General features: G+C 68.4%; 16 protein-coding genes and 2 pseudogenes. 7 read left to right on the top strand and 11 right to left on the bottom strand.

The genetic code is table 11. From position 1 onward, the window contains the following. Nucleotides 1–90 precede the first annotated feature (90 nt). From C6376_RS28075 to C6376_RS28070, 3 genes are all read left to right on the top strand, one after another. Nucleotides 91–417 (top strand): hypothetical protein, encoded by a 327-nt coding sequence (locus C6376_RS28075; protein ID WP_159083270.1) that lies wholly within the window; start codon nt 91–93, stop codon nt 415–417. A gap of 925 nt (nt 418–1342) precedes the next feature. Further along, nucleotides 1343–1498 (top strand): hypothetical protein, encoded by a 156-nt coding sequence (locus tag C6376_RS43940; protein ID WP_159083269.1) that lies wholly within the window; start codon nt 1343–1345, stop codon nt 1496–1498. Further along, complete coding sequence (locus tag C6376_RS28070; RefSeq protein WP_254076084.1) at nt 1495–3405, top strand: helix-turn-helix transcriptional regulator; 1911 nt, start codon at nt 1495–1497, stop codon at nt 3403–3405. Before C6376_RS43940 ends, C6376_RS28070 begins: the two co-directional genes overlap by 4 nt. Before the next feature lie 169 nt (nt 3406–3574). Here the strand turns inward: C6376_RS28070 and C6376_RS28065 are convergent, their stop codons facing one another. From C6376_RS28065 to C6376_RS45515, 3 genes are all read right to left on the bottom strand, one after another. After that, the gene (locus tag C6376_RS28065; RefSeq protein ID WP_107445980.1) at nt 3575–4870 is read right to left on the bottom strand and encodes a M20 family metallopeptidase; all 1296 of its coding nucleotides are present in this window, start codon (nt 4868–4870) and stop codon (nt 3575–3577) included. A gap of 419 nt (nt 4871–5289) precedes the next feature. Further along, nucleotides 5290–5664: a hypothetical protein gene (locus C6376_RS28060; RefSeq protein WP_107445979.1), complete on the bottom strand. Its 375-nt coding sequence runs from the start codon at nt 5662–5664 to the stop codon at nt 5290–5292. A 303-nt stretch (nt 5665–5967) separates the two neighbouring features. Then, nucleotides 5968–6096: an FAD-dependent oxidoreductase gene (locus C6376_RS45515; RefSeq protein ID WP_254076410.1), complete on the bottom strand. Its 129-nt coding sequence runs from the start codon at nt 6094–6096 to the stop codon at nt 5968–5970. 160 nt (nt 6097–6256) lie between these two features. Between C6376_RS45515 and C6376_RS28050 the strand changes: the two are divergent. Both C6376_RS28050 and C6376_RS28045 read left to right on the top strand, forming a co-directional pair. Further along, a pseudogene (locus C6376_RS28050) lies at nt 6257–6544 on the top strand (GNAT family N-acetyltransferase); the annotation flags it as partial. Nucleotides 6545–6735: 191 nt separating this feature from the next. Continuing rightward, nucleotides 6736–8622: a hypothetical protein gene (locus C6376_RS28045; protein ID WP_107445976.1), complete on the top strand. Its 1887-nt coding sequence runs from the start codon at nt 6736–6738 to the stop codon at nt 8620–8622. 436 nt (nt 8623–9058) lie between these two features. Here C6376_RS28045 and C6376_RS28040 read toward each other — a convergent pair whose 3' ends face one another. The 4 genes from C6376_RS28040 to C6376_RS28025 form a co-directional block, all read right to left on the bottom strand. Further along, nucleotides 9059–9670, bottom strand: a complete 612-nt coding sequence (locus C6376_RS28040; RefSeq protein WP_107445975.1) for a hypothetical protein — start codon at nt 9668–9670, stop codon at nt 9059–9061. A gap of 517 nt (nt 9671–10187) precedes the next feature. Next, on the bottom strand, nt 10188–10697 hold the full coding sequence (locus C6376_RS28035; protein WP_107445974.1) for a DUF2690 domain-containing protein: 510 nt from the start codon (nt 10695–10697) through the stop codon (nt 10188–10190). 61 nt (nt 10698–10758) lie between these two features. Further along, complete coding sequence (locus C6376_RS28030) at nt 10759–11907, bottom strand: hypothetical protein (RefSeq protein ID WP_107445973.1); 1149 nt, start codon at nt 11905–11907, stop codon at nt 10759–10761. Nucleotides 11908–11984: 77 nt separating this feature from the next. Then, nucleotides 11985–12560: a hypothetical protein gene (locus tag C6376_RS28025; RefSeq protein WP_159083268.1), complete on the bottom strand. Its 576-nt coding sequence runs from the start codon at nt 12558–12560 to the stop codon at nt 11985–11987. Between the two features lie 513 nt (nt 12561–13073). On the opposite strand from C6376_RS28025, the gene C6376_RS46480 reads away from it, so the two are divergent. Next, nucleotides 13074–13820, top strand: coding sequence for a helix-turn-helix domain-containing protein (locus C6376_RS46480; RefSeq protein WP_216825612.1), 747 nt, complete (start codon nt 13074–13076; stop codon nt 13818–13820). Nucleotides 13821–13899: 79 nt separating this feature from the next. Here C6376_RS46480 and C6376_RS28015 read toward each other — a convergent pair whose 3' ends face one another. Together C6376_RS28015 and C6376_RS28010 are read right to left on the bottom strand one after the other, a co-directional pair. Then, complete coding sequence (locus C6376_RS28015; protein ID WP_254076083.1) at nt 13900–14460, bottom strand: hypothetical protein; 561 nt, start codon at nt 14458–14460, stop codon at nt 13900–13902. A 221-nt stretch (nt 14461–14681) separates the two neighbouring features. Next, nucleotides 14682–16853, bottom strand: a complete 2172-nt coding sequence (locus C6376_RS28010) for a WD40 repeat domain-containing protein (RefSeq protein WP_159083267.1) — start codon at nt 16851–16853, stop codon at nt 14682–14684. Nucleotides 16854–17026: 173 nt separating this feature from the next. On the opposite strand from C6376_RS28010, the gene C6376_RS28005 reads away from it, so the two are divergent. Continuing rightward, nucleotides 17027–19063 (top strand): WD40 repeat domain-containing protein, encoded by a 2037-nt coding sequence (locus tag C6376_RS28005; RefSeq protein ID WP_254076082.1) that lies wholly within the window; start codon nt 17027–17029, stop codon nt 19061–19063. Nucleotides 19064–19199: 136 nt separating this feature from the next. On the opposite strand, the pseudogene C6376_RS46475 reads toward C6376_RS28005, so the two are convergent. Together C6376_RS46475 and C6376_RS27995 are read right to left on the bottom strand one after the other, a co-directional pair. Continuing rightward, nucleotides 19200–19522: pseudogene (locus tag C6376_RS46475) on the bottom strand (transposase); the annotation flags it as partial. Nucleotides 19523–19834: 312 nt separating this feature from the next. After that, nucleotides 19835–20752, bottom strand: a complete 918-nt coding sequence (locus C6376_RS27995) for a hypothetical protein (protein ID WP_107445970.1) — start codon at nt 20750–20752, stop codon at nt 19835–19837. Between the last annotated feature and the right edge of the window lie 21 nt (nt 20753–20773).

Genomic DNA, 20773 nt, shown 5'->3' with positions numbered 1-20773 from the left:
ACGGCGCGTGGGTGCCGGGCAGCGGGTGCTACGCCTCGACCGTTTCCTTCGACACCGTCGTCGACGCTCCTTCCAGCAATTCCGACGGCTATGGCTTCGCCCTGGGATCCGGTGACGTCGGCGACGACGATCAGCCGGTGGGTTCCACGCTTCCAGGACGAGTGGCAGGACGACGGCGGCTTCTACGCCCGCACGGTGCAGCTCCCCAGCGGCGCCTGGATCGGATCCCAGCACCAGCAAGGGGTTGCGGACATCACCCGCAGCCATCACATCGCCGCAACCCGGAACGGCGACACATACGACGTGACCATCGACAGCGCACTCGTCGGAAGGTTCCCAGCACCGGCAAAGTGCCGCGGACTGCTGCTGCGGGTGTGGGGCGGCGCCATGCTTCACGTCGCCCATCTCGAAGTCTGAGCCGCCTTCCGCGTCGTCTCTCTGTCCCGTCTCTGCAACCACCTGATGACCTGTGCAGAGAGACGGCTCACCTCCTGCTGCACCGTGCACAGTGAAGAGTCCGAACCCGGCTACAGCCCAAATGGCGGCAGGAAAACAATTCGCAAATGAGCCTCTGTCCAATCCGCCACAGGATAGCCGCACAGAGAGTGAGTCCGTGATGACGCAGCACTTCGCCGCCGCTTTTATGAGGATTCCTCTCCGAGCGGCGATCATTCCGAATAGGTCGGATCCCCCTGAACCGGAGGCGACAGCGAGAATGGCGAGGGGGCTCCAGCCGGTAACAGGAGCCCCCTCTCTCTCGTCCCTGTCGATGCGCTGCTGTGCCCAGGAAGGCAGTTCGGCATCTTGAGGACGCGCGGCCGGAGCCGCTCACAGCACCAGGTCACCATCACCATGGCTCTATCGCAAGATCCTTCGGACGTTCCGAAGGACCTGGACGACAGATGCGCAGTTCGGGTGGCTTGTTCGGAAACCGGGCGCGCCTCGCCTCCGGAGCAGGACACGGACTTCGGGCGCTGGACGGGGAGCACAGCGACGACTCGGCGGCTGGCTGGAAGGTGCTTGGAACGAGCCGCTTGAACGAGCGGAAAATCAAAGAACGAACCACTAATTGAGCGTGATTGTTCGGTTTATTTCCGATGACGCCAACCGGGTTGTTTCGGTTCCGCAGAGACAAACAATGAGAACCAGACACCTCACTCCGCATCTCGGCCGGTAACCGGAAGTGGAGCTCTCAAGTCGGCACTTGTGCCGCGCCCAGGAAGGCAGGTAGCCCGTCATGTCTCTGCGCCTTTACCGAAGGACACCCCCACAGCCCGCACCCGCATCTCAGGTTCAGTGCGGAACGGCTCTCACGCCCGGACACCGCATCACCGTCTTCACCGTGATTCTGGTGGTGGTCGTCGTCTGCGTCGCGAGCGGGCAGTCCGTCACGACCGCTCTCGGCATGGTCATGGCCGCCGGCGCCGCCGCGGCGCAGATCGGCTCCTGGCTCAGCGAGCAGCGTCTGACCGCCTCGTCCCCGGGCGGCGCCCAGTGACCGAGCAGACTCAGGACGCAGCGGGGGCGGGAGACGCGGGCGGCCAGGTGTCCGACCCACTGCGGATCGCGGATCAGCGGGAGTTCCGCCAAGCGCTCAAGGAATTACGCGAGCGCAGGGGCATCACGCTGAAGCAGTTGGAGGTCAAGACGGACCGGCAGGGTTCGAAGCGGCTGACGTCTCCGACGGTCAGCACCACGCTGAAAGCGGATGATCTCCCCGACTGGGATTTCGTGGCCGCCTACGTGACCGCCTGCGGTGTGACGGGCGAGGGGCTCCAGCGGTGGGAGCGGGCCTGGGACGCCGTCAGGAAGGGGACGGCGCCGGTGGAGCCCGACGCCACCGTGAGCGCCCCGCCGATGCCGCCGTCGGAGCCCGACGGGCGGTGGCGGCAGCGAGCCGGCGGATGGGTGAGGACCCGCCGGGGTCTGGTCGCCTGCGGCGCAGCGGCGACAACAATGGTGCTGGCCGCGGCCATCGGCGGATGGCAGATTCACACGCGTCACGTCCAGGCACAGCGCGACCACGACAAGCAGGTGCAGGACGAAGCATTCGAGCGCAAGCACTGCGGCAGCCGGAACACGTCCCTGATGACGCATGCCGGGGAATGCACCGGCGTGACGGACGGCCAGGACGGCGCCGGGGTCTTCGGCACCGGCCTCGAGCCGGTCCTCACCGCTCTCGACGCGGAGAACCGGCAGACGGTGAAGGACGGCAACTTCGTCACGATCGGATTCCTGGCGCCGCTGACCTCGCGGGGCAAACAGAAGGACCTGACGCTCGACCAGTTCGTCGGGGAGATCGAAGGCGCCTACACGGCCGTCGAACGGGCGAACGAGAGCGACAGCCACCCGAAGATCCGACTCGTCCTGGCCAACATGGGCAGCGGCGAGGAACGGTGGGAACACGCCGTCGACGGCCTGAAAGCCGAGAAGGGACTCGTGGCAGTGGTCGGGATGGGCCTGAGCCAGCAGCAGTCCGTCGACGCCGCCCGGGCGTTGAGCAAGGTCGGCATTCCGATGGTCGCCGACCTCATCACCGCCGACGGGTTCGACAGCACCGGCGCCATCGACCCCCGCGGGCCGATCAACGGCCTCGTCCGCATCGCCATGCCGAACAGGGACCAGCTCACCGCCCTCGGAAGGAACCTCGACACCGGCCCGCACACGGTCGCTCTGATCGGAAGCGACGTGACCCCCACCGGGGGAAGCGACCTCTACACGAAATCCCTCGACCACGGCTTCCGAACGATCCCGTCCCTCAGCAAGTACCTGGACGACGACTCCCCCGACTTCCCCTTCAGCCCGCAGGGCGGGGCCGACGCCGCGATGCCCAGCATCAGCCAGAACCTCTGCCGCGGCGCCGACAGCATCGACGTCGTGTACTACGCCGCCCGGGCCAAGTACCTGCCCACCTTCCTCGAAGCCCTCCGGCACCGCAGCTGCTACAAGAAGCCGATCACCGTCGTCACCGGCTCCGACGCGGCAGCACTCGACCCCGGAATGAAAGCCCTCCACGACCCCGAGGCGCCCATCACCCTCATGTACGCGTCCTTCCCCTCCCCTGCCGGTCTCGCCGCCGCCACCAACCGCGACCACGGCCTCTACACCGGATTCGTCCAGGCCTTCGTCTCCGACCACCACGGCCTGCGCTTCCCCGCCGACCACCTCAAAGGGAGCTACTGGCCCGTCCTCGCCCACGACGCCGTCCTGACCGCCACCACCGCCATCCACACCGCCACCGCCAACACCAATGGCCACACGCCCAACCGTTACGACGTCACCAACCAGCTCTACACCCTCGGCAACGAAGCCGTCCCCGCCGCAACAGGCCGCCTCGGCATCAACCGCCACGGCAACCGCACCAACCTCCCCGTCACCGTCCACACCGTGCCCACCCCCAACTGAACCGTCGGCCGAAGAGGCAGGCAGGGGGAGACCGATCCGGTCTCCCCCTACCTGCCGACCGCGAAAGCTCGCCAAGGCTCACCAGTCGCGACGATCCGGGGAGCGACTCCGTCGCTGAGTGTTCTCGGGCGGGACGCGGCCGGCGCGATCCGGCGTTCAGCGGGTTTCTCTAGTCGCCTGATCTGCCGGGCAGGTCCGGCACGCTGCGGGTTCGCTCTGCGATCCAGCCTGCCATCGCCCGTACGCCGAGGCCGATGGCGCGCTCGTCCGGGGCGAAGTCGGGGTAGTGCGGGTAGCTGTGGGTGATGGGGGCGCCGGGAGCGCGGACGCCGAGGAAGGTGAACGTGCCCGGGACGCGGTTCAAGTAGAGGGCGAAGTCCTCGCCGCTGAAGGGCGGGAAGGCGGCGTGGAGGTTGGTCACTGCGTCTCGACCGAGTGTGCGGCGCAGGTGGTGGGCGAGGACGAGGCCGTCGCGTTCTGGGCAGACCATGGCGGGGAACGGCTCGGCGGGGAACGTCACACCGGCGCCTGGGTATGACGTGGCCAGGCGGCGAATGTGCTCGCGTACCTCCGGGTACCGCTCCGGTGGCCAGCAGCGGTAGGACACACTCACCTTGGCTTCCTGCGCTCGGGCCCGGATGGCCACGAATCGGGCCAGCGGCCCGTCGGGGGTCTGGGCGTCGGCGACCATCCGCTCCAGGTCCGCGGGAGTCTGCGGCGGTGTCACCGTCGCGAGCGCGCCGATCTCGGCGGCCAGTCGTCGCGCGGCGTCGGGCGCGTCGGGCCCGGAGAGCGTCACTTCCGCCTTGTCCTGACCGGGCAGCCCGTAGCCTGCGGTGACGGCGAACCGCCCGACGGGGAACGGTCCGCAGTGCAGCGCGTGGATCTCCTCCACGCGCGTGCGCTCCAGCACTCCCGCCTCGATCATCGCGCGGGCGCCGGACAGTGCCTCCTCGGCGGGTTGGAAGAGGAAGACCACCGTTCCGCTCAGTTGCTGCCGCAGCCGAGCCAGGACCTGAGCGACGCCGAGGGCCACTGCGGTGTGGATGTCGTGTCCGCACAGATGGGCCGGTGCCGGGCCTCCCCCGACGATGTCCGTGGGCGGCACCGCGTCCATGTCTGCCCGGTACGCGACGGTCCGACCCGGGCGCGAGCCCCTCAGCACCCCGACGACGCCGTGGCCGCCCACCGCCGTGGTGACGCTCAACCCCGCCGCGCGCAGCTCCCGGGCCACCACAGCGGCGGTGCGCTGCTCCTGACCGGGCCCTTCGGGATGTCGGTGGATGTCCCTCCGCAGCCGAATCAGCCGCTGCTTCAGACGCGCCGCCTCGGCGTCCACCGCTTGTTGCCCCGCGGGGCGCCCCCACCCTCCGGCGACGCCCCTCCCCGCAGCTCCCCACACGATTGCCGCACCGGCCCCCGCCGCACCAGCCAGCAGGGTACGGCGCGCGGGAGAGCGCTCCATGGGACGATCCACTGTTCCCCCTTCATGATCCCTTGAGGTGGCCATCCGGAGACCTGACTGGCAGTCGGCTCTCGACACAGTCTTCTGGACCGCCGCCGCCAGTTCAGCGGAAAGCCTGACTACGACACGATCGCCGCCCGCACCTGCCGTTGCCCATCAGGCTGGCCACCACTTGGGAGTGGGGATATCCCCATCATGGCGGGACCGCTGTCACCTCGGATCGAGCAAAGCCGCACCGTCGGCGTCGTGCGGGTCGGCGGAGCAGACGCGCACGGGCGCCAGGGCGAGTGCGCCCCGGCCCCGGCCGCGTCTGCGCCGTCCAGCCCGCCCTGCCTCATCCTCAACTCAGCCGGTGCATGGACGAAATGGGGTCGCGAAGGGGATGCCCGACCCCGCACGCCGGCACGCCCGCACGCTACTCAGCAGTTGGGCAGCGGGTTCGTCTCGCTGGAGATCGCTGTGTCCTTCATCCAGCCCCACTGCCCGTTGTCCGCCTTCGTGAACTCCCAGCGCGTCGGGTGCGGTCCGCCCACCCAGGCCTGACCGTCCATCTTGCAGTCGAACCAACTGGGGTTGGAGTACATGTAGCCGACGATCACGTCGGGGTCGGGGTACTGCGTGCTCGCTCCCATAGTGCCGTAGACGGGTGCCCCCGAAACGTTGTTGCACCACCAGCGCCCACCGCTCTGCCAGCACCCGCCGGCCGTCCCGGCGGATGGCGCGCCGGCCCCCACCACGGCGACGGCTATTGCGGCGGTGGTCAGCACCGCACCCACCCTGCTCCTCTTGCGCATGTGAATCCCCCGTAAGTCCCTTGCGTGGCGCTCCCCTCACGGAGCACCGTGACACCCCCCATCACAACACGGGCGGATGCCGATGACGATGGATCGTCCCGTACACCACAAAACAGCTACAAACCACGCCTCGGATCCCGCACCTACGCAGCTCGCCTCCGTCAGCTCGTCATGCCCATATGCTGGATCGACCTGCATGGACTTCCCGGCGTTGCCGTGCCGGTCAGGGCTGAGACGGCATGGGCGACGGGCCCACGCCCGACCCCCTGATGCCGGGCCTCGACCGGCCCGGCATCCCTTCGCTCAGTCAAGGCCGGGCGTGGGCTCCTCCCACCCGGCGCGAATACACCGGGCCACTCGCGTGCCGCTCTCGACCGCGCCGTCGATGAAACCCGCCCACACGTTGGCATGGTCGCTGCTCGCGAAGTGCAGGACCCCGTGGCTCTCCTGCTGGGCCCGGTGATAGCGCGTCAGTTGACCCGGTCCTGGCTGGCGCGGATCCTGCCCTCCGGCAGTGCGGGGGTGACGTCGAGCTGGTGCAGGGTGTTCTGCGGGAGCGTGATCACCACACGCCGAGCACGGCACCGATGCGGGCGTGCTCCACGTCGAGCGTCGGCCGACGGAGATCTACCTGGCGCGGATCGAGCTCCACCCCGACCACCACAGACACGGCATCGGCAGTCGGCTCATCCGCAGCCTCCTGCACCAGGCTCGCCAGCAGGCCCGGGACCTCACCCTGGACGTCCTCGTCGTCAACCGGCGGACCCAGGACCTCTACCGGCGACTGGGCCTGCACGAAGTCACTCGTCACGGCGAGAACGACACCAAGATCACGATGTCCACCAAGCCGCCTCAGCCTGGTTCGATGCACAGATCTTGACCATGACCCACACGGTCAACCGCTTCGTCAGCGCGGCTGAGGCCAAAGGCGGCGGCGAGCACTTGGAGCGGGGCGGCCGACCCGATTCTGACTGAGCGTCACCGTTTGTCGCAGAAGGGGTTGTTCGGGCGATACGCGTCAGTGCAGAATGCTTCCACTCGCTCGCACGGGACCGATCACCCAGGGGTCACATGCAGTTCATGCAGCAACGGGAGCATCATCCGGTTCGAACCGCCGTCTTGATCGCGGCCACCGTGATGACCCTGTTGCTCGGCGGTTGCACTGGCGAGAGCCCGTCAGACGATTCCACCGCGACCGTGGGCGCAGAAGGCGGAGAAGTCAGCGGAGACGCCGGCGAGCAGCGTGTCACGGTCACCGTTCCGCGAGAGGGCGCAAGGAACGGCACCGAAGTACAGTTCCGGGAACTCCCCGAGGTGGACACCGGCCCCACTGACAAACACCTCGGCGTGGCCGGCTTGGGTGCTCCCGTGGAGATATCGACCACCCGAGGCGCCCTTGCGCGGGGCCGCGTCAGCTTGTCGTACGACTCCAAAAAGCTGCCCCGTGGTGTGACGGCCAAGCAGATCGGCATCATGGTCTTCGACTCCGGCCTGGGTGCCTGGTTCCCGCTGCTCGATGCGGCAGCAGACCCGAGAACGCACCGCGTGACGGGCACGGCACCGCACTTCTCTCTGTTCAGGACGTTCTTCGTGAAGCCGGGAGAGCAGCTCCTGCACATAGCCGGCCGCGGAATAAAGATGACAGCCGACGCCGGCACCACGGTCATGGGTTACTTTCAGAAACTCATCACCGCCTCGGCGGTCGCCATCGTCAAGGACCTCTTCGCGATCCCACCAGATCTCAAGTGCGACAAACCGAGCGGCACTGTCGTCGCCAAGGCCAGTACCGCCGTCGGCGACAACTCCTTCTCTGCCTGCGCCGACGGCGACGGCAAGCAAGTCACCCTCAACATGGTCAACGGTATGGCGTATCCGATTCGGCTCGACCGTCTCCCGAGTGGGGTCACCGTAACCGGCAGGGACGTCCTCCTCGGTAGCGGTGACTCCATCACCGTCATTCGCAACGTGTTCTGGATGACACAAGGGCAGAGGATCATTGCGGGGGCGAAGGCCGGGAGCGTCACTGTCAACGAGAAAATGAAATCTGCCCGGCTTCACGGCCATATGGACGGCAGTGCAGTCGCCTTCGATGTTCTCCTGGGTACGCTATTGGCCTTCATGCCCGCCCTCAGTGCCGACAAGACATGGATCGAGGGCATCGCACAGAAGGCGGTGAATTCTGCGTCCGCCAAGGAAGGAGGAGCGGGACTCGCCCGGGCGACACGGGCGACGGTCGACGACGCATCCACGTCAAAGAAGCCCGAAGGCCAACCTGACGTAGTCAGTCAGTTCGGCACCTTGATGGGGGCCGGCGACTGCCTCCTGGACGTCAAAGACGCCTTGAGTGAGAACGGTTCGGCCAACAAGCGCTTCGAGTCGGCGGTCAAGGCTGCTCAGACCTGCGCCAAGCTTGCTTTGGGCCGGGTCGAGGCAACCGAACTCATCCCAGCCCTCCTTGACAGCCTCAAGCTCGTACCTGAGATTGTCCAATCCCAGATCGCAGGGATCAGCAACATCCTGACCGGCGGAAAATACAAACTCACCAGCGTCTTCGTCGATCTGAGCCGTTTCGATTCCGCTGCAATCATCAAGGCAGAATATCAGGGGACCTGGCAGGCTCACCGTCGCAAAATCTCCATCGAAGCGAACGGCTCTGGAAGATACAACTGGTCCCCCTTCTTGGACTATGCCGACCCCAGCAATGACCCGCCGTGCGCCACCGCCCAGCCCGAGGGGTGCGAAGTCAGTTTTCGGCTCACCCTCACACCGGCCGGGGCGACAGCTGAAGTCACAGCGTCCAACGACCTCGAAGAATGGCCGATAGGCCGCAAAGTACGGGTTTCCAGCAATGTCGGAGCCGACACAATAGTATTCGACACCGATGACAATGTCGATTATGACGGAGCTGGGAGCAACGAATTCTGCGGTCCTCGTGCCACCCGGTACTGCGGAGCCTGACCCGCGCATCGTCCGGGTGAAGGGGTCAGCCTGTGCAGCGAACCCGGCCAGCCCGCGCAGCCAGAACGCGCAGGCAGCCGAACTCGTCTGTTTGCGCGTCAGACGCAGCCGCCACCGGCCCCGCGCCGCTCACCGCCGCCCGGGCCCGGCAGTGCCGGCACGGCTGGGCCGCCTCCCCTTCCCTGTCGGGTACTGCTGGAGCAGGCGGCCAAGCCGACTGAGGGGGACTCCCAGGCGGGACGCCGCGGCTGCGCGCAAGCGGAGAGCCGGCCGCGCCGACCCCCCGGCCACGCGCCCGGCTCCGGCCCGCCCCTTCCCGCTCTCATTCCTCGCCCGAGGGAACTCGCCGAGGTCGGCCGGCGGAGACTACCCTCAACCCCCTCCCCCGCCCCCGTCCTGCGGGGTCAGGCCTTCCTCAAGCGCAGACCGAGTTAGGTCAGCCCGCCCACCGGGAGTCGAGCGCGATGGCCTGCAGACGGTCGAGCGTGAGCGGGGGCTGCGGTCGCGTCACCTCACCGCCCTCGGCGTAGGAGTTCACCTCCTGGACGATGACCCGGCGACCGTCGCGGTGGAGGGTGTCGACCAGCCACACCACGGCCGAACCACCCTTCTCCGACGCCCGCTTGGCCCGCTTCACCTGCGTGCCGTCGGCGAGGGTCAGGGCTCGGCACTCGATGTACGTGCCCTCGCAGCCCATATGTCCTTCGAGGACGTCGCCCATGTCGTGCTGGGAGTTCACCCCGATCATGCTCTTTCCGTGGCCGTCGTCCCAGACCAGCGCGCCGTAGCCTTCCTGGCCCTGCTGGTCGGAGACCTTCGCGCCCTTGGGCAGCAGGGACTTCAGCACCCGGATCATCTGACGGCCCGACAGCGACGTGCCCGAGTCGGAGCGCGCGAGGGACGAGGACGAGGCCCTGACCTCCGCGTCGGCGATCCGCGGAGCGGCGGAGGCCTGCGCCGCCGTGCCGAGTCCGAGAGCCAGGACGAGGCCGGCGGCGACGGCCACGCCGCGGCCCGGACGACGGCGTGCGGGAGTGCTGCTGTTCATACGGTGACTTCCTTCTCTGTCAAAAGGTGAGCGAACCCTGCGTCACCGGACGGCGCAGGGGTGGGGCTTCGAACACCGTCCCGCCATACAGGCGCAAGGCGGTGGCTTTCGTGCTGCCGGCGCGGCGGTCGTGCCGTCTCGGCCGGTGCGACGTCCACAGATTCCACGGCCACGGGGACCCTCGACAACGGTCACCGCCGCACCCGGGACGATGGAACCATCCCACCCCTGTTGACCTGGGAAAACAGGGGTCCTTGGGATGCTGTTCCGGGACGCGTGGGTGACTCCCGCGGTGTCGGCCGGCCTGCCGTCGGGGCTGCGGAACCAGTGGTAAGTCAGTGTCTTGAGGCTGATGGCACGAACGGGCGGTCAACCAGGTGCGGACCTACGACCTGCTGCGGTCGTTCGGCGGCCCGCGGCCAGTGGCGGAACGCTCTGATGACGCTCGTGAACGAACTCGTCGGAGCTGCGGACGTCGGTCAGGACGTGTTTTCGCGGTTCATCGCTCTGCTCGGGCTCAGCCGCAGATCTGGCGTCCCCACTCCCCGTACGGGTAGGCCGTCCCTGACCCTGTGTCGGCGTTGCCGGTGCCGCAGGAGCGGGTGTTGGGGGTGTAGACCATGAGGCTCCACTGGTAGGGCTCCCCTGCGGCCACGTTGCCGCGGCCCACGGTCAGGGCGGGGCCGTCCGAGCCCGCGGGGCGGGTGATCTCCGCCTTGTTGCGGCAGGGCTCACCGCTGCAACGGGTTTGGTTGGAGTAGACGCGGATCCATTGCGTCATGCAGGTGTTGCTGTAGCGCATCTCGATGGTGCCGGCCTGACTGGTCGTGTTGGGCAGGTAGAGCGGCGCGGAGGCGAGAGTCTTGGCGTTCGACGCACAGCCTGTGGCGGCCGGGTCCGCGCCGTCATAGGGGCTGGCGGCATGGGCGGCGGAGGCGCCCTGCCATGTGAGGACCGTCGTGCAGGCGGCCGCGGCGAACGTCATCGCCAGCGTCTTGCGGCGGCGGCCCCTGTTCAGTGAAAGCATTCGTGTACCCCGTTCTGATCGTCGTGTTTCCAGTCATGTGCTTCTGGCCCTGGTTGCACTGCTACTTCGGACTTGAGCACAGTGGGACATCCGGCAATCGATTGTCCGGATGGCTTATGTAGATGTTGGAGATGTAGCCGCCGTACTGGGGCAGGTACGCCCACCAGTCGTTGGTGTACGGGGGCACGGAGACGGACTGGCCCTTTTTCTGGCAGCCCACCAGTACCTCAACCCCCGCGGGCAGTCGCGTCAGCGCGTTGTCGCCGATGCGTGGTTCACTGCGGACGACGACCTCCGAACTCCACGTCCCGTACCATTTTCCGGACGGCGCGACGCCACCGGGAACACTGAGTGAACGGGTCAGTCGACCGATGTCGGTGAAAGCCTTCCCATACGAAGTACCGGGCTGGTGCAGTGTGTAGACGGCCACGATCGAGCGGTCGCCGGCGCCGACGGTGCCAGTGGAATGCAGGGCGGGACGGGTCAGATCCACGGCCGCGGCGGCGGGACCGACGCCGGCCGCCGCCCTGGGCGAGACCGGGCTCGTGTGGCCGCATGTGCCCTTCGGGTACGAGTCGCCCGACCAGCCCTGCTTCACGGCCCAGGGTCGGTTGAAGGCACCGACGATGCCGAAGTGCTGGTCGAATTTGTCCGACGCGCAGCGGGTCGACTGACGAAGGTTGTCCATGATGAAGTTGCGTACGGGCGCGTGGGCCTTTTCCAGGATGTAGCGGTAGATCGTCACCGTGTCGCGGGCCGAAATGGCTGTGTAGCCCCAGAAGTTCGGGTCGCCAGGGGGCTCCGTGTCGCTCAGCCCGAGGTTGCCGCGCATACGGGTGACGATCGATGAATAGCCGTGGCTCGACCAGTATTGACTGGCCGCGTCGTCATCGCTGCTGCGGAGCATGGGGTCCAGCCAGGCACGGTCGGCGGCCGGAACGACGTAGTCGGAGCCTCGGTTCCAGAAATAGTCCAGAGCCATCAGCAGTTTGACGATCGAGGCCGAACGGAACTGCATGCTCGGGTTCAGTTGCTCGGTGAAACCATCGGTCTGGCGATCGAAGACAGCGATCCCGGCGGTGACGCCGACGGGCACGACGGCACTTGTTCCTCCCACGGCCGAGGTGTTGTCGGGTCGTGATGGTGCGGCCGCGGCCGGCGGGGAGAACGCAATGCCGATGAAAGCCACGGAGAGAAACGCGGTGACCATGGCGAGAAGGCTCCTGCGCCTGTGGCCCGCGGCGGCCTTGAGGGAGGCAGTGGAACGCATATCGTCATCGACCCTTGCTACCGGCAGTTCGTGATGGAGTTCACGGGGTTCCAGTCCACGTGGTAACCCTGCGAAGAGAATGCGGAAGGCATGTCCCACCAGCTCAAGTCCCTGAAGTACAGCCGTGGAACGGTACCGGTGGTCTGATTGTTCATCCAGGATCCCTCGGAGACCCAGGGGATGAAGTAGTTGTCGCAGTTGTACATGCCGATGGAGTCGCCCCCGCCCCACTGGAGCTGATAGGCGCAGAACCACCCGTAGGGCACTGGATTCCATGATGAGAAGTCCTTGCACACGGTCGCCTGAGGGGCGGCTCCGCTGTGTTGCGCGAGCTGTCGGGGCCGCGCTTCCCCGGGGACGGTTACGTTCAGGACCGCACCGTTCATGCTGATCTGGTTCGGCGAGACCTGCTTGCCTCTCCCCTGCAGCTTGACCAGATAGTCGTCGACCTTGGCCTGCAATGCCGCGGCCTTGTCGGTCGACAGCCCGGCTGCTCGTGCCTGTGCCGTAAATCCTGCGTCGGTCGAGGACGCGACCGCTGCTCCCTGCGCGCCTGCCCCTATGAAGAGCCCCATGACCAGAGCAGTGATCAACCACCGGATGCTCACTCGCAACTTGAATCCCCCTGCTTCTACCGGGCCGCCTTGGCCGCAGCCCGCTCGCAAGTACTGCACACCGTTGCCGGGTTTGGCCGTACGTGCGGATCGACTGCAGCATATGAAGGGCGGACGACCGCTTGCTATCCGTTCTCCGCTGACTGGTTCGCGCATATCGGATTGCCAGAACGGTGCGCATTCGTCACGGCCCGGTGGGCAGAGCCCGGCAGAAACAGATCTCCGCTCCCAGCAGGACCTCCGGGAAGGATGGGACGCGATGGGCGAGTTGGCCTGCTGAGCCGCAAACGCCAGGTCAGCAGTCATGGGACCGTGTGATGGCGACTGGTGAGGAACGGTCATGGTTCCGTCACCTTCGCCGCGCGGAGCGGTCATGCACCGCTGTGAACCTCCTGTGTGTCCCCGCGACTGAGCCGGGGAGAAGGAGGGGCTCAGACCGTGTCAGCACTGCCCGTTCCGCCCAGCCGCGTGCGTCGAGCACGGAGCCGTGGCGTGCTCCTGCGAACCATCACCGTGGAGACCTACCGCGCGTTCCTCGCGTCCTCCGCCGCCACCGCGCGCGGCACCGGGTTCCCGCAGGGCCCGTCACGGGCCGCCGTCAAGGAGGGCTGGCGCGCCCAACTGCTCGGTTGGGGAACGAATCCGGAGGCGGGTGCGCTCAGGGGCGTGGCCCTGGTGCTGCTGCGGCAGGTCTCCGGCGCCAGCGAGGACGTCGCCCATCTCCCCGAAGAGCCCTTAGCCGACCGGCGTTTCGCCTCCGCCCTCGCGGACGGCGACTCCGTGGTGGCCGAGTGGCTGGGGACCGCGCATGTCTCCGCGCAGCTCGAACAGGTCCTTGCGCACAGCCTGGTGGATCTCCAGCCGCAGGACCACTCCGCCGTCCTGCCCCCGCACGGCCGTCCGGCCCTTTCGAGTGCCGTGCGACGGGCCATGGCGTACTGCGAGGACCACGCGGGTGACCTGGTGTCGGTAGCGGACATGGCGGCGGCAGCGCGGGTCAGCCCTCGTACCCTCCAGGACCGCTTTCGGACCGACCTCGGGACCACCCCGACGGCCCACCTGCGGCGCGTACGGCTGGACCGGGTGCACCAGGACCTGCTGCGCATCGCGGACGGTTCCGCGTCCGGAACCGTCACCGACGTCGCTGCGCGCTGGGGCTTCACTCACCTGGGCCGCTTCGCCGCCTACTACCGTGAGGCGTACGGGCAAGTGCCGTCCCGCACCGCGGAAAGACGCTAGAGTCCGCCGCTTCGAGGAGTACATCGGTCCCGTGTATGACCTGATGGATGCCGGCGTGGATCAGGAAGCAGGCCGGCTGTCACTCCTCTCGCAATCGCGCCCATGTATGAGTGTCGAGACCGTCATAGGGTCCCTGGCGGGCGAGTTCGACGCCGTCGCGTCCCAGGGCCACGATCACGGGACGGACTCCCCGACGTCCGGGCGGAGTCATCCACACGGCAATGAGCCTGCGCTGCTCGGGTACCTCGATGCGGCGGCCGCCCAGGAGAACCTGCCGCACGTCTCGCCCGAGTCGCAACGTGACGCAACTGATCCACGGGGCCGCGGTGATGGAGCGCGGAGGGTCAAGTCTGCGGGTGAGACTGAGCACGCCACCGCCGTCATGAACCTCGAGCACATCGGCATCGGCAGGACCGTCCTCGCAGCCGCTACTGCTGCTGCCTCCCACGTACCGCCACCGCTCGCCGAACCACTCCAGAAGTGCAACAGACTCACGGGCCCGTGACGACTTCGGACGCCAAAGGATCCAGATCGCGCCGACACCGGCAGCGTCGTCGACGTCGGCCGACACCACGCTCACCACACGCCGCGGCATCCACCACGGTTGCGGCTCGTCACCCGCCAGCGCCCGCTGCACCACACTCCGCAGGAAACCCTCCCGCCCAGACCCCGCCCACACGACCTTTCCCCATACCTGCATGTGCGTGCGATACCCGGCGCCCGGGGTATTAGGCCGCAGCCACTTCCGCCGCGACAGGAACGACTCTTCGTTTCCTGTACGAGCTGCGGGCGTGGTCGGGGCGACGGAGCAGGGGTGCGCAGAGGGACCGACCTCAGCGGTCTCTCGGATATCGCGGCTTCTCAGCGGCGATGGGCCAGGACCGCTATGTCCGCGCCGAAGCCGACCACCAGCCGCCCGTCGGGCGCCACTGTCAGTGCCCTGATGCGGGAAGGAAACTCGTACGCACCGATCTGCTGCCCTGTGCTTGCGTCCCACGTCCATACGGTTCGGTCGCCGCCGGCGACGACGACAGGGCGACCGTCCAGCATGCCGGTCGCCCCCGAGCGCACCTCACCGGTGTGGCCCGTCAGCGGCGGTGCCAGCAGTTCGCCCGTGGTCAGGTCCCAGAGATGGACGCCCTCTGCCCTGTCGCCGGTCAGAATGACGTTGCGGCCTTCGAGTTCCTCCAGGGCCAGGGCGCCTGGTCGCCGCGGCTGCACTCCGATCCATCGGCTCGCGGTGAGGTCCCAGACGCGGCCTTCCCCGGTCACACCGACGAAGCTGCCATCGACCACCGCGAAGAAGTCGATGGAGGGGCTGGTGTATTCGCTGGTCGATCGTCCGTGCAGCTCTTGACGGGTGGTCAGGTCCCATATCCGCACCGTCCTGTACCGATCGTCGCGCGTGAGGAGGGTGAGCCGTCCGTCCACCGTCCCCGCCGCCAGCAGATCCACGCCGGCGGTATGGCCGGTCAGGGGTTCACCGAGTTGTCCCGCACCGTCGAGGTCCCAGATCCGCACACTCGTGTCCGAGCCGCCGGTGACGATGACGCGACTGCCGTCCACGTCGGCCGTGATGAGCCCTGTCACCGAGCCGGCATGACCCGTCAGCCGGCCGCCACCCGTCCCCTTCTCACCGTCGAGGTCCCAGATGCGGACCGACCTGTCGTCGCCTCCGGTTACCGCGAGCTGTCGTCTGTTCACCACCGCCGTCGCCGTTCCCCGCACGGCCGCCTCGTGACCCGTCAGCGACGGCTGCAACGGCCGGAGGGTGGCCAGATCCCACACTCCGACCGCTCCATGGCCCGTTGCGACGAGCGCGGCGGGATGGTCGTGGAGCACCGTCACGGCCGCCGTTTCCACGAACACGGCCGCAGGCTCACCGACCTGCTCCCGTGTGGCCAGGTTCCAGACGTGCACCTCGTAGGCGTTGGCGCTGACGGCGATCGGGCACTGGCACTCCGGATCCGTCACCAGAAAGTGCGCCGCGGTGTTGACGTCCAGACTGACGCAGCGCCCCGCCTCCCCTTCACCGTCACTGTCGCCTTCCACCGTCCGGTCGGACGCCCGGTCCGCGAACACGGGAGGCTGCTCGGGAGGTTCGCCCAGGGGGCCGAACTCCCGTCCCGTGATCAAATCCCACAGTCGGACGGTCTCCTCCCCCGTGATCGGGTCCGTCGCCGCGAGTTCCTTTGAATGGCTGGTGACGGCAACGGGACGGCCGTCCACCACCGCCGTCGCCAGAGCGGACACAAAGCCGGTGCGGATGGTCAACGGTTCAGCGTGCTGGGAGAGCGTGGCGAGATCCCACACTCTCACCACGTCGTCGACGCACGCGCCGACTACGACCGGCCGGCCCTCGACCAGTCCCGCGGCCAGCGATTTCACCCAGGAGTCGGCGTCGGCGGAGCACGTACCGACCAGTTCTCCCCGCGCCAGGTCCCATACTCGGACGCTTCGATCGGAACCGGCGGTCACCGCGACGGGTCGGCCGTCCAGCACCGCCGTCACCAGCGCAACGACGGCGCCGGTGCGCGCGGACACGGCCTTCCCGAGCCGGCTGCCCGTCGCCAGATCCCACGCGTGCAGCGTGCCGTCCGCACAACCGGCGACAGCGATACCACGGCTCCCCACGACCACGGTCGCCAACGCGCTCACCTTGGCCGGCACCGGCAACGCGTAACGCAGCCGGGAGTCCAAGTCGCTGCCGGTAGCCCACTGCACGACCCAGAGGTCGTTCATCCCCTGGCGGACCGCGACCCGGGCGATGTCCCTCGCCAGTTCTCGGTTCCCGTACCGGGCGGCGTCCAGCGCCAATACCTGCCGCCGCACCCCCGCGCCGGCGTCACGGTGCACATGCCCCGACGTCCGGTACACGACAGCCGCCAGCGTCTCCTCCTGCACATCAGCGCCGTCCAGGCACGCGAGGATCAGCTCCGGATCCCCGTGCACCAGCCATCCCGGATCGGTCAACCGGCCCCCCGCCGCCCCACCGTCACGGGCCGGACCGCTGCTTCGGCGTTCACGAGACATGACCGGCATGGTAGCCACGCCGCCCTCGTCAGCCACCGGGGCACTCACTCCGAGGAGGTGTTTCCCGCGGCGACAGGGGCCAAGGGGTCGTCGGTCGGGTGACGAGCGGAGCGGAAAGCTGCCGGACACCAGGCTGCCTCCTGATTGTCAGTGCCGTCTGCGAGACTCGTCCCATGATTCCGAAGGTGCCCTTGGACAGCCCTCGCTGGCATGGTTTGGACGGTGTGAAGGCCGAGGAGGTGCAGGTGCTCCTGGAGCAGTTGACCTCTGCCGGTGCCATCGGGGGCGGCGACGCGTGGCGGCGCACCTGGACGGATCTGTCCAGCGGCCTGTTGGACGACGGGGTCGTCGCCGACGGGGCCTATGCGGCCCTGCCGCATCTCGTCGAGGCGGCAGCGGTCCTGCCTCCGGAACAGACCGTGGATTTCTGGGTGGACCTCGGATTCCTCGTGACCGCCGATTACCGGCCACCCGTCCCGGCCGATCTTGAGGCGGGCTTCGGCGCCGCTGTGCGGCTGGCCGAGCGGGCGGCCGCCCGGAGCCTCCTCGCCGCCGATGTCCCCGGACCGGTCTGTGCCCGACTCGCCCTCTCCTGCGTGGCCTTGGCCGGACACCTCATGGGCGAGGTGCTGTGGCAGTTCCCGGAGGAGGGAGAGAGCGAGCTCCTGTTGTCGTGTCCCGCGTGCGGAAGCGACACGGAGATACCCGACTTCTACGTGGGCGCGGCGCGCCCGCCCCTCGATGCGTCACTGCTGCCTGAACCCTCCTCCCATGTCCGGCAGGACGGACATCCCTGGAGCGAGGCCGCCGCTGCACTGCGGGAGGAGGCCCTGGGGGAGGGCTGGGAGCCTTTTCTGCGGGTGGCTCGCGACGTCGCGGCGCAGGGAGTCTCCCCCGAAACGCCGGGACAAGCCGTCCTGTGCCTGGTCGCCGGGATCGTCGCGGTCAGGGGCACGCCGCAGCGGGCCGCGGGGGAACTGGCCCGCCGGCTGATGTCCCTCACCGGGCACTTCGACTGCTGGGACTGCGAGCGGACGTGGACGATCGCGGACGGCCTGGCGGAGAGCCCGGAGGGTGCGCTCTCCCCACACCGTCCGGATCGAGCGCCGGCGGACTCCGACGGGTCGGCAGCCGGAGCGCAATCGGCGGCGGCCGGAGGAACCAGCCAAGCGGCGACCCGGTTCCGGCAGGAACAGAACGCGGTGATCGCGGCCGACGGCACGCTCTGGGGCCGTATGTCGGTCTTCTCCGATTCCTTGCCCGGTTCGTCCGGGGGTGTCGACGCCCTGGCGGTGGTATCTCGCCCCGGTCGGCCGACCCTCGTGGCCGGCGGCGGGGACAAGGGCGTGGTGTGCCTGTGGGACGTGACCGACGGCCGACTCGTCCACGACCCGCTGCCAGGGCATCCTGACGCCGTCCGCTCGATGACGCCCCTCCCGCTGCCCGACGGCCGCGTCCTCCTCGCAAGCGGAGGCGACAGCGGGACGATCGCCGTGTGGGACCCGTTCACCGGGCAGCCGGTGCGTGAACCTGCCGGCGACTGGCCCGGCGGGGTGACCGCGATGTGCACCGCTGTCGTCCCCGACGGCGGCACCCTTCTCGTCACCGCCACCCCACGAGGCACCGTCCGAGTGTGGGAACCGGACAGCGGTGAGTGCGTCAGGCGCCTCAACCCCTACGGCAGTCCGATCCGGTCGATCACCGCCGTCCCGATCTCCGCCGACCACACTCTGATCGCCGCCTCGGACACCGCGGGCCGCGTGCACGTGTGGGATCCAGCCGTCGACGACCCCTGGGAGAGCTGCGCGGCCGTGCAACTGGACGCACGGGCGCTCGCCGGTGCCGACCACCAGGTGGCGGCCGTGGAGGCTGTCCTGACGCCCGACCGAACCATGCTGGCCACGGCAGACGGCCTCGGTGTCGTCATGCTGTGGGATCCGGCCACCGGCGCCCCGGTCGGCGATGGTCTGCCCAGCTCCACAGGCACCGCCGGCCCGCCGCTCATCACCGCCGCCACGCCGCACGGCGGCCGCACGGTCCTGGTCGCCGGCGCCCGTCACGGTCACCGGCTGCGGCTGTGGGAACCGGAGACCGGCGCGGTGCGGCACATCGCCCTGGAGGTGTCGCCCACCTGCCTGGCGACCGCGGGCGCGGACCTGATCGTCGGACATGACCGCGGAGTCCTCAGCCTCCCGCTCACCAGACAGTGAGCGCGATCGGCCCCACGTTCAGGACACCATGGCGTAGACCGCGGTTCCCAGGAGGAGAAGGGCCAGGGTCAGGACGACCGTGCAGGTGAGACGGAACCGGAATCTGCTCCAGTACTCCGCCCGCTGACCTTCGCGGCAGTGATCGCTTGACTGGCTGCCCGGTCTTGTCGTTGTGCCAGATCGTTCCAGGTCGAGCTGTCCCTTGAAGGTCTGGTTGATCGACTCGATGACCTGCCGCAGCGGCGTGACCAGATGCGCCCCGGCCCGCTCGGCCTCTCCCTTGCGGGCCGGCCGCGGCAACTCCAGGTGACGCTCGGCGAGGTCCCGTTCGAACTCGCGGCCGTAGTAGTTCTTGTCCCCGATGATCGTCTGGCCCGGGTGGGAGGCCGCCACGTCGGGTGCGGCATCGAGCATGTCGCGCAGTGTCTCGCGCTCGTCGGCCTTCGCACCGGTGAGGGCGGAAACGCGCGGGTTCGCGGATTCCTGGACTGGTCTAACGACGAACCCGGCCGCCTGTCCATCGTTGGAGGCGGCTCGGGGAGCGGGTTCCACGGCCATTACTGGCGTCGGCGCTTCAGGGTGATGGTGGTGGGAGGTCGGGGGAGAGGCCGGTTCCCGCGAGGAATCCCCCGAGGGACATCGCGGCTCACGCCGGCTTCGGTGCGGGCCGTCTCCCTGCGCCAGCACCTCTCGGCGGCGATCGGCGCCTCCCCGACCGCCTACCGGCGGGCCTTAACGGGCGCCCTGCCGCTGGTCTGACGGCCGCGGGTCTCAGGCGTCGATGCGTACCCAGGTATGGCCGGCTCGGAGCCATAGGGTTCCGTCGCGGCCGTGGCCGCACTTCATGACCACCCGCCCGGGCACCCGCACTCGCTCCTGGCCGATGGCAACGCACACGTCGCCGACCAGCTCCGCGCGGGTCACAGTGGTCCTGCGCTTGTAGTGGTCGCGGCTGGTCAGAACCACCCGCGTGCCGCGCACTGCGACTCCATCCGGGGCCTTCACCGGGCTGCGATAGCTCATGACTTCGCCGGTGGAGGGTGTGATCCGGGTGAGGAAGGTTCCTTTGGGGCTATACCAGACCAGCCACACCGACTCGCCTTCCGTGGCGGCCGTGCAACCCTCCAGTGGCCAATCGGGAAGTCTCCCCTCCGGCACCCACGTCGCGACACCCCGGGTGTTCCAGCCCGCCAGGCCAGCCCCGGACTCCGGGTGGTTGCCGTAGATGCCCTCGTCACCGTAGGCGGTCCAGATGCCCCCGCTGCGGTCAGTGACCAGGGCCGGGATGTCGTCACCGATACAGAAGGCACCCTCCGGCTGGCCCTCGGGGGAGTACACGACGGCGTTCTTCCACCAGGCTCCCTCCGTGTCCCGGTGGGTACGGCCCGATGCCAGCAGGAACCGGGAGCCTGGGAGCAGGGCCAGGTGGCTGGGCCGCACGTCGATCCCTTCGACCGGGATACGCCGCTGCTCCTGCCCGGAGGCGATGACCAACTCTCCGTCGAACGGCGTTTCGGCACGCCATCCGACCCACCCGCGAGGATACTTGTCGCGGCTCAGGTACCGCCGCTGGACCAACATCACGGCGAGTTCGCCGGCCGGTCCCACGGTCCACCACAGCGCACGCCACCCCGCCTGAACCTCCTCGGGGGACAGCCTCCATGCGACGGGCAGCTCGTCGATCGTCATGGGTATTCACCTTCGGGACTC

Source organism: Streptomyces sp. P3 (genome assembly GCF_003032475.1).
GTDB lineage: Bacteria > Actinomycetota > Actinomycetes > Streptomycetales > Streptomycetaceae > Streptomyces.
The sequence above is the reverse complement of the archived record's forward strand: the minus strand, read 5'-3'. Positions and strand labels throughout refer to the sequence as shown.

What these genes read in the sequence shown, in the direction of transcription:
- C6376_RS27995 (WP_107445970.1), bottom strand. Translation starts at nt 20,752, where the DNA reads ATGACGATCGACGAGCTGCCCGTCGCATGGAGGCTGTCCCCCGAGGAG.
- C6376_RS28005 (WP_254076082.1), top strand. Translation starts at nt 17,027, where the DNA reads ATGATTCCGAAGGTGCCCTTGGACAGCCCTCGCTGGCATGGTTTGGAC.
- C6376_RS28030 (WP_107445973.1), bottom strand. Translation starts at nt 11,907, where the DNA reads ATGGTCACCGCGTTTCTCTCCGTGGCTTTCATCGGCATTGCGTTCTCC.
- C6376_RS28060 (WP_107445979.1), bottom strand. Translation starts at nt 5,664, where the DNA reads ATGCGCAAGAGGAGCAGGGTGGGTGCGGTGCTGACCACCGCCGCAATA.
- C6376_RS28035 (WP_107445974.1), bottom strand. Translation starts at nt 10,697, where the DNA reads ATGCTTTCACTGAACAGGGGCCGCCGCCGCAAGACGCTGGCGATGACG.
- C6376_RS28075 (WP_159083270.1), top strand. Translation starts at nt 91, where the DNA reads ATGGCTTCGCCCTGGGATCCGGTGACGTCGGCGACGACGATCAGCCGG.
- C6376_RS28065 (WP_107445980.1), bottom strand. Translation starts at nt 4,870, where the DNA reads ATGGAGCGCTCTCCCGCGCGCCGTACCCTGCTGGCTGGTGCGGCGGGG.
- C6376_RS28045 (WP_107445976.1), top strand. Translation starts at nt 6,736, where the DNA reads ATGCAGTTCATGCAGCAACGGGAGCATCATCCGGTTCGAACCGCCGTC.
- C6376_RS28010 (WP_159083267.1), bottom strand. Translation starts at nt 16,853, where the DNA reads ATGTCTCGTGAACGCCGAAGCAGCGGTCCGGCCCGTGACGGTGGGGCG.
- C6376_RS28040 (WP_107445975.1), bottom strand. Translation starts at nt 9,670, where the DNA reads ATGAACAGCAGCACTCCCGCACGCCGTCGTCCGGGCCGCGGCGTGGCC.